Annotated in this window: 14 protein-coding genes; 13 read left to right on the top strand and 1 reads right to left on the bottom strand. The window is 63.1% G+C overall.

All coding sequences use genetic code 11. The features are described 5' to 3' along the window. Positions 1 to 129 precede the first annotated feature (129 nt). The 10 genes from AC1DYJ_RS13980 (at position 130) to AC1DYJ_RS13935 (ending at position 10,290) form a co-directional block, all read left to right on the top strand. On the top strand, positions 130 to 1,398 hold the full coding sequence (locus AC1DYJ_RS13980) for an ABC transporter substrate-binding protein (protein ID WP_477288365.1): 1,269 nt from the start codon (positions 130 to 132) through the stop codon (positions 1,396 to 1,398). Between the two features lie 98 nt (positions 1,399 to 1,496). Further along, positions 1,497 to 2,384, top strand: coding sequence for a carbohydrate ABC transporter permease (locus AC1DYJ_RS13975; protein WP_477288367.1), 888 nt, complete (start codon positions 1,497 to 1,499; stop codon positions 2,382 to 2,384). Between the two features lie 71 nt (positions 2,385 to 2,455). Further along, the gene (locus AC1DYJ_RS13970) at positions 2,456 to 3,268 is read left to right on the top strand and encodes a carbohydrate ABC transporter permease (RefSeq protein WP_477288511.1); all 813 of its coding nucleotides are present in this window, start codon (positions 2,456 to 2,458) and stop codon (positions 3,266 to 3,268) included. Positions 3,269 to 3,300: 32 nt separating this feature from the next. Continuing rightward, complete coding sequence (locus tag AC1DYJ_RS13965) at positions 3,301 to 4,344, top strand: SIS domain-containing protein (protein ID WP_477288369.1); 1,044 nt, start codon at positions 3,301 to 3,303, stop codon at positions 4,342 to 4,344. Continuing rightward, entirely contained in the window at positions 4,344 to 5,273 is a 930-nt protein-coding gene (locus AC1DYJ_RS13960; protein ID WP_477288371.1) for an ROK family protein, read from the top strand. The genes AC1DYJ_RS13965 and AC1DYJ_RS13960 overlap by 1 nt, the downstream gene beginning before the upstream one ends. Before the next feature lie 4 nt (positions 5,274 to 5,277). Next, positions 5,278 to 6,369 (top strand): ABC transporter ATP-binding protein, encoded by a 1,092-nt coding sequence (locus tag AC1DYJ_RS13955; protein WP_477288373.1) that lies wholly within the window; start codon positions 5,278 to 5,280, stop codon positions 6,367 to 6,369. A gap of 177 nt (positions 6,370 to 6,546) precedes the next feature. Next, entirely contained in the window at positions 6,547 to 7,545 is a 999-nt protein-coding gene (locus AC1DYJ_RS13950) for an ABC transporter ATP-binding protein (RefSeq protein WP_477288375.1), read from the top strand. 1 nt (position 7,546) lies between these two features. Continuing rightward, complete coding sequence (locus AC1DYJ_RS13945; protein ID WP_477288377.1) at positions 7,547 to 8,416, top strand: ABC transporter permease; 870 nt, start codon at positions 7,547 to 7,549, stop codon at positions 8,414 to 8,416. After that, positions 8,413 to 9,216: an ABC transporter permease gene (locus AC1DYJ_RS13940; RefSeq protein ID WP_477288379.1), complete on the top strand. Its 804-nt coding sequence runs from the start codon at positions 8,413 to 8,415 to the stop codon at positions 9,214 to 9,216. Before AC1DYJ_RS13945 ends, AC1DYJ_RS13940 begins: the two co-directional genes overlap by 4 nt. A gap of 27 nt (positions 9,217 to 9,243) precedes the next feature. Further along, on the top strand, positions 9,244 to 10,290 hold the full coding sequence (locus tag AC1DYJ_RS13935; RefSeq protein ID WP_477288381.1) for an extracellular solute-binding protein: 1,047 nt from the start codon (positions 9,244 to 9,246) through the stop codon (positions 10,288 to 10,290). A 70-nt stretch (positions 10,291 to 10,360) separates the two neighbouring features. On the opposite strand, the gene AC1DYJ_RS13930 is transcribed toward AC1DYJ_RS13935, so the two are convergent. Then, the gene (locus AC1DYJ_RS13930) at positions 10,361 to 11,062 is read right to left on the bottom strand and encodes a GntR family transcriptional regulator (RefSeq protein WP_477288383.1); all 702 of its coding nucleotides are present in this window, start codon (positions 11,060 to 11,062) and stop codon (positions 10,361 to 10,363) included. Between the two features lie 145 nt (positions 11,063 to 11,207). On the opposite strand from AC1DYJ_RS13930, the gene AC1DYJ_RS13925 reads away from it, so the two are divergent. From AC1DYJ_RS13925 to AC1DYJ_RS13915, 3 genes are read left to right on the top strand one after another with little or no spacing between them, the layout of a single operon-like run. Continuing rightward, positions 11,208 to 12,092 carry a fumarylacetoacetate hydrolase family protein gene (locus tag AC1DYJ_RS13925; RefSeq protein ID WP_477288385.1) on the top strand — a complete coding sequence of 295 codons (885 nt, stop codon included), beginning with the start codon at positions 11,208 to 11,210 and terminating at the stop codon, positions 12,090 to 12,092. A gap of 26 nt (positions 12,093 to 12,118) precedes the next feature. Further along, complete coding sequence (locus AC1DYJ_RS13920; protein WP_477288387.1) at positions 12,119 to 13,393, top strand: metal-dependent hydrolase family protein; 1,275 nt, start codon at positions 12,119 to 12,121, stop codon at positions 13,391 to 13,393. 12 nt (positions 13,394 to 13,405) lie between these two features. After that, positions 13,406 to 13,924, top strand: a complete 519-nt coding sequence (locus AC1DYJ_RS13915) for a DUF5943 domain-containing protein (RefSeq protein ID WP_477288389.1) — start codon at positions 13,406 to 13,408, stop codon at positions 13,922 to 13,924. The last annotated feature ends 117 nt before the right edge of the window (positions 13,925 to 14,041 follow it).

The following is a 14,041-nucleotide window of genomic DNA, read 5'->3' as shown; positions in this document are numbered from 1 at the left end:
CAGCGACCTCTCGACGAGAAAAGACAACACAATACCACTTGTCACAAGATGTATCAGTAGGTATGGTCCGAGGCAACAGTGCAAAATCGTGAATCCACACGAGGCACCATCTTGAGGGAGAGCAGGACAATGCGTTCCATACGTGTATCGATCCCGCTGGCGGCAACGCTTGGCGTGATGTTTTCAGGCGGTGTCGGTGCCGCGTTTGCCGACCCGGTGACCATCACCTTGAACAGCTGGCGCACCGAGGACATTGCGGTGTGGCAGGACACCATCCTGCCGGCCTTCGAGGCCAAGCATCCCGGCATCAAGGTCGAGTTCGCGCCGATCAACACCAATGAATACAACGCCGCGGTACAGTCGCAGATCGAAGGCGGCGCCGGTGGCGACCTGATCACCTGCCGGCCGTTCGACGTGAACCGCGAATGGATCAAGCGCGGCTATTTCGAATCGCTTGACGGCCTGGCGGGGCTGGAGAACTTCGACAAGACCTCGCGGGCTGCCTGGACCGGCGCCGACGACAAGACCTACTGCCTGCCGGTCGCCGCCGTGCTCGCCGGCTTCTACTACAATGCCGACATCTTCAAGGAATTGGGCCTCAAGGTTCCCACAACCAGCGCCGAGTTCATCGATGTGCTGACCGCAATCAAGAAGGATGGCCGCTACACGCCGCTCGCCTACGGTTCGGCCGAATCCTGGCAGCTCGCCTATAACGGCCTCTACTCGATCGGCCCGGCCTACTGGAAAGGCGAAGAGGGCCGGCTCGGCCTGATCGACGGCAAGAAGAAGCTGACCGATCCTGAATTCGTCGACGCCATTGCTGCCTTCGCAGCCTGGAAGCCGTTCCTGCCGTCCGGCCAGGAAAGCCTGAACTATGCCGACATGACGCAGCTGTTCACGCTCGGCAAAGCGGCCATCCTTCCCGATGGTTCATGGGACATCAACCAGGCGACCTCGACCGGTCTCAATGTCGGCGTGTTCGGCCCTCCGGTGCCGAAGGCGGGTGACAAGCGCTATCTCCAGGAAATGCCTGACATGGGCATCGGCATCAACGCCAAGAGCGCGCACAAGGATGCGGCGAAGACCTTCCTCGACTGGGTCGCCGGACCTGAGTTCCAGGAGCTGTACGTCAACGCCGCGCCCGGCTTCTTTGCGATGAGCTCGAAGCCGGTGACCTACAAGAACAAGCTGGCGCAGGACTTTGCCGATCTGAAAAAGGGCGCCGAGCTGACGCCGCGCCTGGCGCTGGATCGGCTGAGCGCCGGCACGCCGCCGCTCGACGACGAGACCTGGCGCCTGCTGCAGGTGATGTTCACCAAGTCCGACGTCACGCCGCAGCAGGTTGCGACCGAACTCCAGGCCGGCCTCGCCTCCTGGTATGGACCGCAGAAGAAGTAATCCGGCTCTGCTTTGCGCATGCCTTGCCAGTTGGCGGGGCATGCGCAAGCCTGACGGCACGCCGGCCATGACGGACGGCGTGAAGATGAGGTTTTACGTTGATATCTCCCGCTGCCGCCTATCGAAACCTGCTGCTGTTCGTGCTGCCGGCGCTGGCCGTCTATCTGGTCTTTGCCGTGCTGCCGCTGGCGACCTCGATCGTCATGAGCTTCTTCCAGACCAGTGGCGGCGCGGGTGACGTCTTCGTCGGCTTCGCCAATTACGAGCGGCTGTTCACCCATCCGACCATCAGCGCCCGTTTCTGGAATGCGTTGCTCAACAACATGCAGTATTTCGCCATCCATCTGATCGTTGAAGTGCCGATGGGTCTGCTGCTTGCCGCGCTGCTCACTTCGGGCAAACTGGCGCGCTCGGAAGGCATTTATCGCACGCTGCTGTTCATCCCGGCGACGCTGTCGGTGGTCATTGTCGGCTTCGTCTGGCGGCTGATCATCAACCCGCTCTGGGGCCTGGTCGGCTTCCCGCTGCTGGGCACGGAATCGACGGCGCTCACCACCATCTCGCTGATGTCGGTCTGGCAGTATTTCGGCATCCCGATGGTGTTCCTCTACAGCGCCTTGCTGGCGGTGCCCAACGAGCTGGTCGAAGCCGCCAACATCGACGGCGCCGGCGGCTGGACGACCTTCTGGAAGATCAAGTTCCCTCTTATCGCGCCGCAGTTCGGGCTGATCGCCATCCTCACCTATATCTGGACGTTCAATGGCTTCGACCTGGTGTTCGCGCTCAACGGCTCGGCGCCCGGGCCGAACTACAGCACCGATATTCTCGGCACCTATTTCTACCGCACCTTCTTCGGCTCGAGCGGGCAGCTTGCCGATCTCGATCTGGGTAGCGCGGTCGCAACGGTCATCTTCCTCACGGTGTTGCTGGTCACCGCAGCCTATTTCTGGCTGATCCAGCGCCGCTTGAAATCCTATTCGGTCTAGGAGCTGAGATGAGCGCTCAAGACCTCGCCATACCAGCTGCCCGCCGCCGCCAGGACCGCGAACCCTGGACAATGGAGCGCATCATCGTGCATGCGCTGCTGATCGTCTTCGTGCTGCTGGCCATCGGGCCGGTGCTGATCGTCATCATCAATTCGCTGAAGACGACGCCGGCGATTTTCGGCGGGCCGTTCGACCTGCCGACGGCCAAAACCTTCAGCCTCGAAGGCTACAAGCGGGTCTTTACCCGCGGCAATTTCATCGTCAATTACCGCAACAGCCTGATCGTCACGGTGACGACGATCGGGCTGACCGTGGTGCTGTCGACACTCGCCGCCTTTGCGCTGGTCGAGTACCGGGTGCGGCTGGCGTCGCTGCTCGGCGGCCTGTTCGTGCTCGGCATCATGCTGCCGATCCGGCTCGGCACCATTCCGCTCATCCAGATGATGCTGGCCTGGCGGCTGATGGACACGCTGGCGGCGCTCATCCTCGTCTACACCGCCATGAGCATCCCGATCGCGGTGACGCTGATGGTCACCTATTTCCGCACCGTGCCGACCGATCTCAAGGAAGCGGCGCGCATGGATGGCGCGAGCGAATTGCGCACCTTCTGGATCGTGCTGCCGCTGGTCCGGCCGGGCCTCGCCGCGGTGGCGGCACTGACCATGCTGCCGGTGTGGAACGACCTGTGGTTCCCTTTGATCCTGGCGCCAAGCCGGCAGAACCAGACGGTGACGCTCGGCGTGCAGCAATTCGTCGGCCAGTTCATGAACGACTACCCGGCGCTGCTTGCCGCCCTCACGCTTGGCGCGGTGCCGCTGGTGCTGCTGTTCACCCTGTTCTCGCGGCAATTCATCAGCGGCCTGAGCAAGGGCTACAGCAAATGATTTCCGACATTTCGAACTGATGGAACATTGAGATGCAGATAGGCAAATACATCCGACGGCAGCCCGCGACGCTCACCAGCCTGCCCGCTGCGATCGGCGCGGAGCTCGACGGTTTTGCGAGCCTGCGCCAGGCGCCGCAGCGGATCGTGCTTCTCGGCACCGGCTCGTCGATGAATGCCCTGCTGGCCGGCGCCGAGGCGCTGGAAGAGGGCACGGGCGCATCGGTGATCGCCAAGGAGCCTGAAGCGTTCCTGCGCCTGCCGCCCAAGGCATCGGACCAGCGCACGCTGGTTCTGGCGGCATCGCAGTCCGGCATGAGCATCACCACGATCGAGGCAGTGCGTCTGTCGGTGGAGCTTGGGTTTCCAACGCTCGTCGTCACCGGCGAGGCCGGCAGCCTGATTACCGAAACCGGCGCCGAGATCATCGTCATGCCGATCGGCCCGGAGACGGTCGGCCCCAAGACCATGGGCTACACCGCCACGGTCATCTCGGTCCTGGCGGTCGCGGCCAAGCTCGCCAAGAAGACACTCGATGTCTCGGGGCTGCTCGCCCAGCTCGAGAAGACTGCGGAGACCGGTCTTGCCGCCGCGAAGGATCTGGTCACCCGCTTCGGTGTTCCCGACTATATCCTGGTCGCCGGCCAGGCGACGCATCTCGGCACCGCGCTCGAAGCATCGCTCAAGATCGCCGAGATCAGCGGCGTGCCGACCTCTGCTTTCGATACAGAAGAGGCCTTGCACGGCCATGTCTACGGCACGACGGACAAGAGCCTGGTTATCGCTATTGCACAGACCGAGAGCGAGGCGAAGGTTGCGGCCAATCTCGGCGAGGCGCTGGCCGAGCTTGGACCGCGCACGGTCGTCCTCAACCTCTCTGGCCACCCGACCCGCTTCGATCTCGATGTCAGCTGGCCGACCGCGCCGGAACAACAATGGCTTGCCGGAAGCTGGGCGCCGATGCCGCTGCAATGGTACGGCTGCGAGCTGGCGCTCGCGCGCGGCATCGACCCGGACAAGATGATCTACCCCAACCTCGGACGGCGGCTCAACGTGCGCATCCGCAAGGAGGCGTGATGGTTACCGCGATCGGAATCGACATTGGCGGCAGCCTGGTCAAGCTCGGCGTCGTCGACGGTTCAGGCAAGGTGCTGGCGCGTGGCGCCGTGCCTGTACACCGCGATATCGAGTTCGCGGATTTCGTCCACCTGGTTACAAAAGCCACCGAGACGCTGAGAAAAGTCTATCCCGACATCGCTGCCATCGGCATAGGCGTGCCGGGCACGCCCAATCCCGAGACCGGCATGCTGAACGGCCGTTGCCCGGCGATCCCGGCGCTGCTCAAAGGATCGCTGTCGAAAATGTTCTCGATCCGCTTCGGCGTGCCGGCCGTTGTCCGCAACGATGCCGTCAGCGCCACCCATGGCGAAATGCGCCATGGCGCGGGACGTCCGTACTCGCGCTTTGCGCTGCTGACGCTCGGCACCGGCATTGGCGGTTCCATGGTCATCGACCGCAAGGTCATTGACGGCCCGGATGGCCTGCCGCCGCAATTTGGCTGCATCTCGCTCGACCCGGCCCGCACCGACATTGCCGACCCGGTGCCGGGCATGGTCGAGAACCTCGCCAGCGCCCGCGCCTTGGTCAACCGCTATCGCCAGCTGAAGCCCGATACCGATGCGAAGGACGCCGAAACCGTCGTCGATCTCGCCAAGGGCGGCGATGCGATCGCTCTGCAGGTCGTCGACGAAGTGGCGCGCTGGCTCGGCCAGATGATCGGCATCATGTCGAACATGCTCAACATCGAGGCGGCGATCATCGGCGGCGGCCTGTCGCTGGCCGGTCCGTTCTTCACCGACCGCATTGCCAAGAACGTCCGGGATTTCGTGCTGCTCAAGCCCGGCCGCCCGCCGGTGATCGTGGCGGCCGAGCATGGCAACGATGCTGGCGTGATCGGCACAGCTGCACTGGCGCTCGATATGTTTGCGCCGACGGCAAAGGAATAGCGCCATGGCCGATGTCGAACTGCGCAAGATTTCCAAGAGTTTTCAGAACCTGAAGGTCGTGCACGATATCGACCTCGACATTGCCGAGGGCGAGTTCGTCGTCCTCGTCGGTCCGTCCGGCTGCGGCAAGTCGACGACGCTGCGCATGGTGGCGGGGCTCGACCGGCCAAGTGGCGGCGAGATCCTTATCGGCGGCAAGCTCGTCAACAACGTCCAGGCCCGCGACCGCGACATCGCCATGGTCTTCCAGAGTTACGCGCTCTATCCGCAGATGACGGTGGCGCAGAACATGGCTTTCGGCCTGCGCATCCGCAAGGTGCCGGATGGCGAGGTGACGCAACGCATTGCGCGCGTCGCCGACATCCTCGATCTCAGCGAGCTTCTTCACCGCAAGCCGCACCAGCTCTCCGGCGGTCAGCGCCAGCGCGTCGCCATGGGCCGCGCCATGGTGCGCCAGCCAAAGGTGTTTCTGTTCGACGAGCCGCTTTCCAATCTCGACGCCAAGCTCAGGGTCAAGATGCGCGCCGAGATCAAGAAGCTGCACCAGATGGTCGCCACCACCACGGTCTATGTCACCCACGACCAGGTCGAGGCGATGACGCTGGCCGACCGTGTCGTGGTCATGAACAAGGGCCGCATCGAACAGATCGGGCCGCCCAACGATCTCTATCATGAGCCGGCCAGCCGCTTCGTCGCCGGCTTCATCGGCAGCCCCGGCATGAATTTCTTCAAGTGCCGGCTGGAAGGGCGCGGTGACCGGCTGGCGGTGGTGCTCGGCGATGGAACCGAACTTTCGGTGCCGGCTTCCCGCACCGCGCGCTATGCGGCCCATGCCGGGCGCGAACTGGAATTCGGCCTGCGTCCAGAGCATATTACCGAGCAACGCGAGCGGCCCGATAGCGTCGACATCAAGGTGCCGGTCGAGGTGGTCGAGCCGATGGGCATGGAGACGCTGCTACATGTGCTGGTGGCCGGCGCCGAGGCCACGGCGCGCATCGATCCGGCAGCGACGCCGAAGCCTGGGGAGATGGCGACGCTGTCGCTCGGCATGGGCCACATGCACCTGCTCCACCCGGAAACCGGCAAGGTGCTCTGAGCGCAAAGGGCTCTGAGGCAGCTCAGAACGGCGTCCGCCACACATTCACATGTCGAACTGCAAAACAATATATTATCCGTTGACAAATATAATTTTGGAGCGAATTTTTAGGTGCGGCGCCAGACGACCGTGATGGCCTTCCGGCCATCTCAAACGCAGTCCAGGAATGTGCCGGTCATGATCGACATCCACAGCGTGTCAAAGTCCTTCGTGACCAGGGATGCCGATCCCGTCCACGCGCTGAAGGAAGTCAGCCTTGACATCTACGACAATGAGTTCTTCACCCTGTTGGGGCCATCGGGCTGCGGCAAGACAACCCTCTTGCGCCTGATCGCCGGTTTCGAGGCGCCGAGCACTGGCGCCATCCGCATCGCCGGTAGCGACGTCGCGGCGCTGCCGCCGCAGAAGCGGCCGGTCAACACGGTGTTCCAGAGCTACGCGCTGTTTCCGCATATGAGCGTCGCCGAGAATGTCGCGTTTGGGCTGCAAATGCAGAACGCGCCGAAAGCGCTGATCGAGGAGCGCGTCAAGGAAGCGCTCGAAATGGTGCGGCTCGAAGGCTTCGCCACGCGGCGCCCGGCGCAATTGTCGGGCGGCCAGCAGCAGCGTGTCGCGGTGGCGCGTGCGCTGGCGCCGAAGCCCAGCGTGCTTTTGCTCGACGAGCCGCTGTCGGCGCTCGACCTCAAACTGCGCAAGGGCATGCAGAGCGAATTGAAGCGGCTGCAGCGCGAGACCGGCATCACCTTCGTGCTGGTCACGCACGACCAGGAAGAGGCACTGGCCATGTCCGACCGCATCGCGGTGATGCGCAACGGCGACGTGCTGCAGGTCGGCACGCCGCGCGATATCTACGACAATCCGCAGGATCGTTTTGTTGCCGACTTCATCGGCGAGTCCAATCTTCTGCCGGGTGCCGCCCTCGGCCGCGATCCGGCGAAGACCATCGTCGTTCGGCCGGAGCACATCGTGGTTTCGCGGGCATCGGACGGCGCCAAGGGGCACGCCACGGGCGCCGTCTCCGCCATTACCTTCCTCGGCTCCGACACGCTCTATGAGGTCGTGCTGGAGGAGGGGGCGAAACTGCACTCGCGCTCGCGCGGCGGTGCCACGCTTGCGACCGGCGACCGGGTCGTCGTCGACTGGGCGCGCGGCGTCGAACGCGAGCTGGCGAACTGAGATGGGTCCGAACCGCACCTGGCTCCTGATCGCGCCGGCCATGCTGGTGATCGGCATCTTCATGGTGCTGCCATTGCTGCTGGCCGTCGGCTATTCCTTCATGACCGCCAACCCCTATGGCGGCGTCACCCAGCCTGCGACCTTCGACGCCTATCTGCAGTTTCTCTATCAGCGCGATTTCGACGACAGCCTGGTGTTTTCGCCGAGCTATGCGCTGATCATCCTGCGCTCGATCTATCTCGCGATCGCCACCACTCTGATCTGCCTCGTGCTTGGCCTGCCGGTTGCATGGTACATTGTCTGCCAGACACCTGAGCGCCGGCGGATCCTTCTGTTTGCCGTCACGCTGCCGTTCTGGATCAACACGCTGATCCGCACCTATTGCTGGATCCTGATCCTGCGCGACGAGGGCCTTGCGAATGGCGCGCTGCGCCATGCCGGCATCATCTCCGATCCGCTGCCGCTGCTCTACAATGACGGCTCGATCCTGCTCGGCCTCGTCTACACCTTCCTGCCTTTCATGGTGCTGCCGATCTATTCGACGCTGGAGCGCATCGATATCAGGCTGATCGAGGCCGCGCACGATCTCTATGCCAGCCGCGCCGCCGTCTTCCGCCGCATCGTCTGGCCTTTGGCCAGGCCTGGCGCGCTGGCCGGCGCAACACTGGTGTTCGCGCCGGCATTGGGTTCGTTCCTGGCGCCCGACCTGCTCGGCGGGGGCAAGAAGCTGCTCATCGGCAGCCTGATCCAGATGCAGTTCACCTCATCGCGCAACTGGCCGTTTGGAGCGGCTCTTTCGACCGTGGTGACGGTCGTGGTGCTGACCGTCTTCGTCATCCGCTCGCGCCGTGCACAGGAGGACCAGCGATGAATGGCGCAAAGCCTTTCGACTGGCGCCACACGCCCGGCCTGTCGGCCTATACCGCGCTGATATTCCTGTTCTTCTACGCGCCGCTGCTGATCCTGGTGATCTATGCCTTCAACTCGAGCCGGCTGGTCACCGTCTGGGCCGGCTTCAGCTTCAAATGGTTCGTGGCGGTGGCCAACAACAGCGCTATTCGCGACGCCGCCTACAACAGCGTCATCGTCGCCATCGTTGCCACCATTGCCTCGACCGCGATTGCCACCGCCGGCGCGATTGCGCTGGAGCGCGGCCGGCTGCGCTTTGGGCGCGGTGCGGCGACGGCGCTGATCGCCATGCCGCTGGTGGTGCCCGAGATCGTCGTGGCGATCACCACGCTGATCTTCTTCTCCGGCCTCGGCATGCATCACGGGCTGCTCAATCTGATGATCGCCCACACCGTCTTTTGCATCCCGTTCGCGCTGCTGCCGATCCAGGCGCGGCTGCGCGACATGGGCGGCACGCTGGAGGAGGCGGGACGCGATCTCTATGCCGATGAGTGGCGGTTGTTTCGCCTGATAACACTGCCTTTGCTGCTGCCTGCAATCTCGGCCGGCGCCATCATGGCCTTCGTCGTTTCGCTCGACGATTTCCTGATCTCGATGATGGTGTCGAGCGCCGGCTCGACCACCTTGCCTGTCTACATCTACGGCATGATGCGGCTTGGCGTGACGCCGGAGGTCAACGCCATCTCCACCATCCTGCTTGCCGTTTCCATCGTCTTTGTCGCCGCGGCCCTGCTCGTCGGGCGACGCAACCGATTTGCCTAGAAAATAAGAAACCAGAGGAGAACGACCGTGACCAAATGGAAAGAAGGACTTTCGAGGATAGCGCTTGCCGCCGCCATGCTCGGCGCAATCACCACCACGGCACTCGCCGATGCCGGCGAGCTGCATATCTACAACTGGACCGACTACACGTCGGACGAAATGATCAAGAAGTTCGAGGCCGAGACCGGGATCAAGGTCACCATCGACACCTACGATTCCAACGAGACGGCACTCGCCAAGCTCAGCTCCGGTGCCGCCGGCTATGACGTGATGATCATCAGCAACGATTTTGTGCCGATTTTCGTCAAGCAGAAGCTGTTTCAGGAAGTCGATGCGAGCGCGATGCCGAACTTCAAAAATGTCGATGCGGAATGGCAGCACCGGTCCTGGGATCCCGATGCGAAATACACCGTGCCGTGGGTGTGGGGCACGACCTCCTATTCCGTCGACACCGCTGTCTACAAAGGCCCGACCGATAGTTTGAAGCCGCTGTTCGATCCGCCGGCGGAGCTCAAGGGCAAGGTCGGCATGTTCGGCTCGCCGACCGAGGTGATGTCGCTGGCGCTGGTCTATCTCGGCAAGGACCAGTGCAACAGCAATCCGGCTGATCTGAAGGAACTGAACGCGTTGCTCGAGGCGCAGAAGCCCTTCGTCAAAGTCTACAATTCCGACGGCATCGTCGAGCGCCAGGTTGCCGGCGAAACGGTCATGCATGAGCAGTGGTCGGGTAAGGCGCTGGCGACACGGCAGCAGAAATCGACGGTCAAATACGTCTATCCTAAGGAAGGCGTTGTCGGCTGGATGGACAATGTTGCGGTGCCGACCAGCGCGCCCAATGTCGAGAACGCGAGAAAATTTCTCAACTTTCTGATGGACCCGGAAAACATCGCGCTGCAGCAGAAATACACCGGCTACCAGAGCGCGATCGCCGGATCGAACAAGTTCCTGGCGCCCGACATTGGCGGTTCGCCGGAGTTCAATCCGCCGGCCGACCTGAAGATCACCTTCGCGCCGTCCTGCGACGAGAAGGCGATCCGCGCCTATGACCGGATCTGGACCAATCTGCGCCAGTAACCAGTGACGCAAAACGCCGCTCGTTTGCACGGGCGGCGTTTTGTTCCCGGAGGAATTTGGAAATGAAACGCTACGCCCGTACCTTCGTCTTTGGCACCGGCAGGTCGGAGGCCTCGGCCGCCAAAAGGATGTCGGTGGTGACAGCCAGATGCGCCGCCAGCAATTCGGCGGCCTTCTCGGCATTGCGGTCGAGCACGGCGGTGGCGAGGTCCTGATGTTCCTTGGTGATGTTGCGGGCCTTTGGCGCCAGCGAGACCGAGCGGCGGCGATAGCGCTCACTCTGGTCGTAAAGCTGGTCGCGCAGGCGCAGCAGCCAGTGGCTATCGCAGCCGGCCACCAGCGCCTTGTGGAAGGCCGCGTGCGCGGTCGCCCATTCGTCGCTCGAATGCACCGGATCGTCGGGCGTGTGCTCGGGCGTGCGCGACAGTCGGTGGAGTGCGGCGACCAGCTGCGATTCCCAGGCGACATCGCCGACCTCGATGGCGCGGCGGATGCACAGCGTCTCGATCTGGATGCGCGTCTTGGTGAGGTCGAGCAGGTCCTCGGCCGAGATGGGTGCAGCGCGGAAGCCGCGCTGAGGCTCGGCCACGACCAGGCCTTCCGAGGTCAGCCGCGACAGCGCCTCGCGGATGGCGCCGAGGCTGACGGACAGCCGGTCGCAAAGTTCCTGGACCTTGAGCCGGCTGCCGGGCACGATCCGGCACGACAACAGGTCGGCGCGCAGATCCTCATACGCGCCCTGGGTGAGATTGATCGAGCCTTCCCTAGCCATTCGCTTGCCCGCGGTCGAATCCGTTCCTTGAGGAGCCTTGATACATTATCTCAGCCAGAAATCAGAATGCAAAATAATATATTCTCTGTTGACAGATATATAATTTCTCAACAAAGTCTAGCCTTCACCAACGAGGATGTGGCCAGTGCGATTTGCAGTCTATAAATCGTCGCGGGGACCTGGGCTGGCGATCGCCTTGCCGGCAGGCGAGTTCCGCGGCATCGACGCCAGCGATGCGATGTTTCCGGGCTGGCTGGACGAACTGATCGCCGAAGGCGGGCAAGCGCTCCACGCCGCCGGCGAGAAGCTGGCCTGCGGTCGCAAGATCGATGCGAAGGCGGTCGAATGGCTGCCGCCGATCGCGACGCCGGGCAAGATCATCTGCGTCGGCCTCAACTATGTCGACCACTCGATCGAGAGCGGTTTTACGCCGCCGGCCTATCCGACCTTGTTCGCGCGCTTTTCGACCAGCCTGATCGGCCATGGCGCGGCGATCCGCCGGCCGGAAGCTTCGATCCAGCTCGACTATGAGGGCGAGATGGTAGCCATCATCGGCAAGGGCGGCCGCCACATTCCCAAGGCCCAGGCGCTTTCCCACGTCGCCGGCTATTCCATCTTCAACGATGCCTCGATCCGCGACTTCCAGACCAAGTCGCCGCAATGGACCGTCGGCAAGAATTTCGACGGCACCGGCTCGTTCGGGCCGATCTTCGTGACATCTGACGAGTTGCCGCCAGGCGGCAAGGGCCTGCGCATCCAGACGCGGCTCAATGGCGAGGTCGTCCAGAACGCCTCGACCGATGACATGATCTTCGATGTCGCCTCGCTGATCTCGATCATCAGCGAAGCGATCACGCTGGAGCCCGGCGACATTCTCGTCACCGGCACGCCTGCCGGTGTCGGCATGGCGCGCAAGCCGCAACTGTTCATGAAGCATGGCGATGTCTGCGAGATCGAGCTCGAAGGCGTCGGCATCCTCTCCAATGTCGTGGCCGACGACGTCGTCGCCGCCCGAGCCGTCAATCAGTAACCCGCCAAACGCGAAAGGACGATGTCATGACAAGAGTGATGTTTCGAAATGCCATGATCTGGGATGGCACCGGCGCCGATGCCTTTCCGGCCGATCTCCTGGTCGACAATGGCCGCATCGTCACCATCGCGCGCACGCCAGGCCAATTGTCGGGCGAGGGCGCGACGACCGTCGAATGCCGCGGCATGACGCTGATGCCGGGCCTTGTTGAGGGCCATGCTCACATTTCCTTCGGCGGCGCGATCAAGGATTCCGATCTCGGCCTGATCCCGCCCGAGGAGCATCTGCTGCTCACCATGCGCAACGCCAAGACCTTGCTCGACCATGGTTTCACCAGCGCCTACAGCGCGGCGACCTCGAAGCTCAGGCTCGACATCGTCATCCGCAACGAGATCAACGCCGGCCGCCTGCCCGGACCGCGCATGCGCGCCGGCAGCCCGGAGATCACCGTCACCGGCGGCCTCGGCGACGAGCGCCAGCAGCATATGTATCACGAGAGCTTCGGCATGATCGCCGATGGCGTCGAGGAGATCACCAAGGCGGTGCGGCTGTGCTGCCGCGAAGGCGCCGACAACATCAAGATCAACATCTCTGGCGACGATCTCAGCCCCGCAGCGCATGGCGGCCTGACCGTCATGAGCGAGGCCGAGGTGATGACAGCGGTGTCGGTGGCGCGTGACTTCGGCAAGAAGATCAACTGCCATGCCCGCGCCGCCGGTTCGGTGAAACGCGCGGTCAAGTGTGGCGTCGACGTCATCTATCACTGTGAATCCGCCGACGAGGAAGCGCTCGATGCGCTGGAATCGGCCAAGGACCGCATCTTCGTCGGCCCGGCCATCGGCATCATCTACGGCACGCTCTATGAAGGTGAGCCGTGGGGCTTCACGCATGAGATGGCGGTGAAGTTCGGCATGCAGCGCATCCTCGACGACAGCCGCAAGGTCTACACCGAACTGCGCAAGCGCGGCGTACGCGCGCTGATCGGCGGCGACTATGGTTTCGCGCAGACGCCGCAAGGCACCAACGCGCGCGACCTGAAACATTTCGTCGACCTGCTGGGATATTCGCCCAGCGAAGCCCTGCAGTGCGGCACGCGGCTCGGCGGCCAGGTGATGGGCCTCGGCGACGAGCTCGGCATGGTCAAGGAAGGTTTTATTGCCGACCTCCTGCTGGTCAATGGCGATCCGCTGAAGGATCTCGACATGATGGTGCATGAGAAGAACCTCATCGTCATCATGAAGGATGGCGAGCTCTACAAGGACCAGTCGGCCTCGGTCGCCTCGCAGCGGCAAGCGGCTTAGTCGGCAGCCGTCATGCAGCCCGCGGTTCCGATCGATGTCGATGACACCACCGGCATCTGGCGGACCGACGGGCTGCCGATGGTCTATCTGCCCAGGCATTTCCTGGTGAACAACCATCTTGCGGTCGAGGCAGCCCTCGGCCGCGAGGCCTACAGCGCCACCCTGCGCGCATCGACGGCGAAATCGGCCATCGAATGGTGCGAGGCGCAGGTGCGCGGCAAAGGCCTCGACCCTGACGCGACCTTCCGCCACTATTTCCAGCGCCTGTCGCAACGCGGCTGGGGCCAGTTCTCCATCGATGTGCTGGATATTGCCGGTCGCCGCGGCAGCATCAGCCTGAAGAATTCGATCTTCGCGCTCGAAGCCGGGCAGCAGCGTGGCCAGCGCGTCTGCTACATGTTCGAAGGTTTTATCACTGGCGCTTTCTCATTCCTGCTCGGCATCGTGGATCCGGCGGCAGTGGAATGCGAGGAGACCTATTGCGCCTGCGATGGCCGGCACGACCATTGCCGTTTCGACTTCACGGCTTAAGCATGCCGGTTGTCAGCCGATTGCACCCGTGCATAGAGTTTTGTCGGCACGAAGGAACACAGTGGCATTGCCACGGGTGGAACGACGGCCTTACAAACGCCTGACGACGAATTCTCA

This window comes from Mesorhizobium sp. P2_B11, from assembly GCF_056404855.1.
The sequence above is the reverse complement of the archived record's forward strand: the minus strand, read 5'-3'. Positions and strand labels throughout refer to the sequence as shown.

Excerpts from the sequence above, each read along its gene's own strand:
- AC1DYJ_RS13950 (WP_477288375.1), top strand. The coding sequence starts at position 6,547 with ATGATCGACATCCACAGCGTGTCAAAGTCCTTCGTGACCAGGGATGCC.
- AC1DYJ_RS13980 (WP_477288365.1), top strand. The coding sequence starts at position 130 with ATGCGTTCCATACGTGTATCGATCCCGCTGGCGGCAACGCTTGGCGTG.
- AC1DYJ_RS13965 (WP_477288369.1), top strand. The coding sequence starts at position 3,301 with ATGCAGATAGGCAAATACATCCGACGGCAGCCCGCGACGCTCACCAGC.
- AC1DYJ_RS13960 (WP_477288371.1), top strand. The coding sequence starts at position 4,344 with ATGGTTACCGCGATCGGAATCGACATTGGCGGCAGCCTGGTCAAGCTC.
- AC1DYJ_RS13920 (WP_477288387.1), top strand. The coding sequence starts at position 12,119 with ATGACAAGAGTGATGTTTCGAAATGCCATGATCTGGGATGGCACCGGC.
- AC1DYJ_RS13915 (WP_477288389.1), top strand. The coding sequence starts at position 13,406 with ATGCAGCCCGCGGTTCCGATCGATGTCGATGACACCACCGGCATCTGG.
- AC1DYJ_RS13970 (WP_477288511.1), top strand. The coding sequence starts at position 2,456 with ATGGAGCGCATCATCGTGCATGCGCTGCTGATCGTCTTCGTGCTGCTG.
- AC1DYJ_RS13945 (WP_477288377.1), top strand. The coding sequence starts at position 7,547 with ATGGGTCCGAACCGCACCTGGCTCCTGATCGCGCCGGCCATGCTGGTG.
- AC1DYJ_RS13940 (WP_477288379.1), top strand. The coding sequence starts at position 8,413 with ATGAATGGCGCAAAGCCTTTCGACTGGCGCCACACGCCCGGCCTGTCG.
- AC1DYJ_RS13955 (WP_477288373.1), top strand. The coding sequence starts at position 5,278 with ATGGCCGATGTCGAACTGCGCAAGATTTCCAAGAGTTTTCAGAACCTG.
- AC1DYJ_RS13930 (WP_477288383.1), bottom strand. The coding sequence starts at position 11,062 with ATGGCTAGGGAAGGCTCGATCAATCTCACCCAGGGCGCGTATGAGGAT.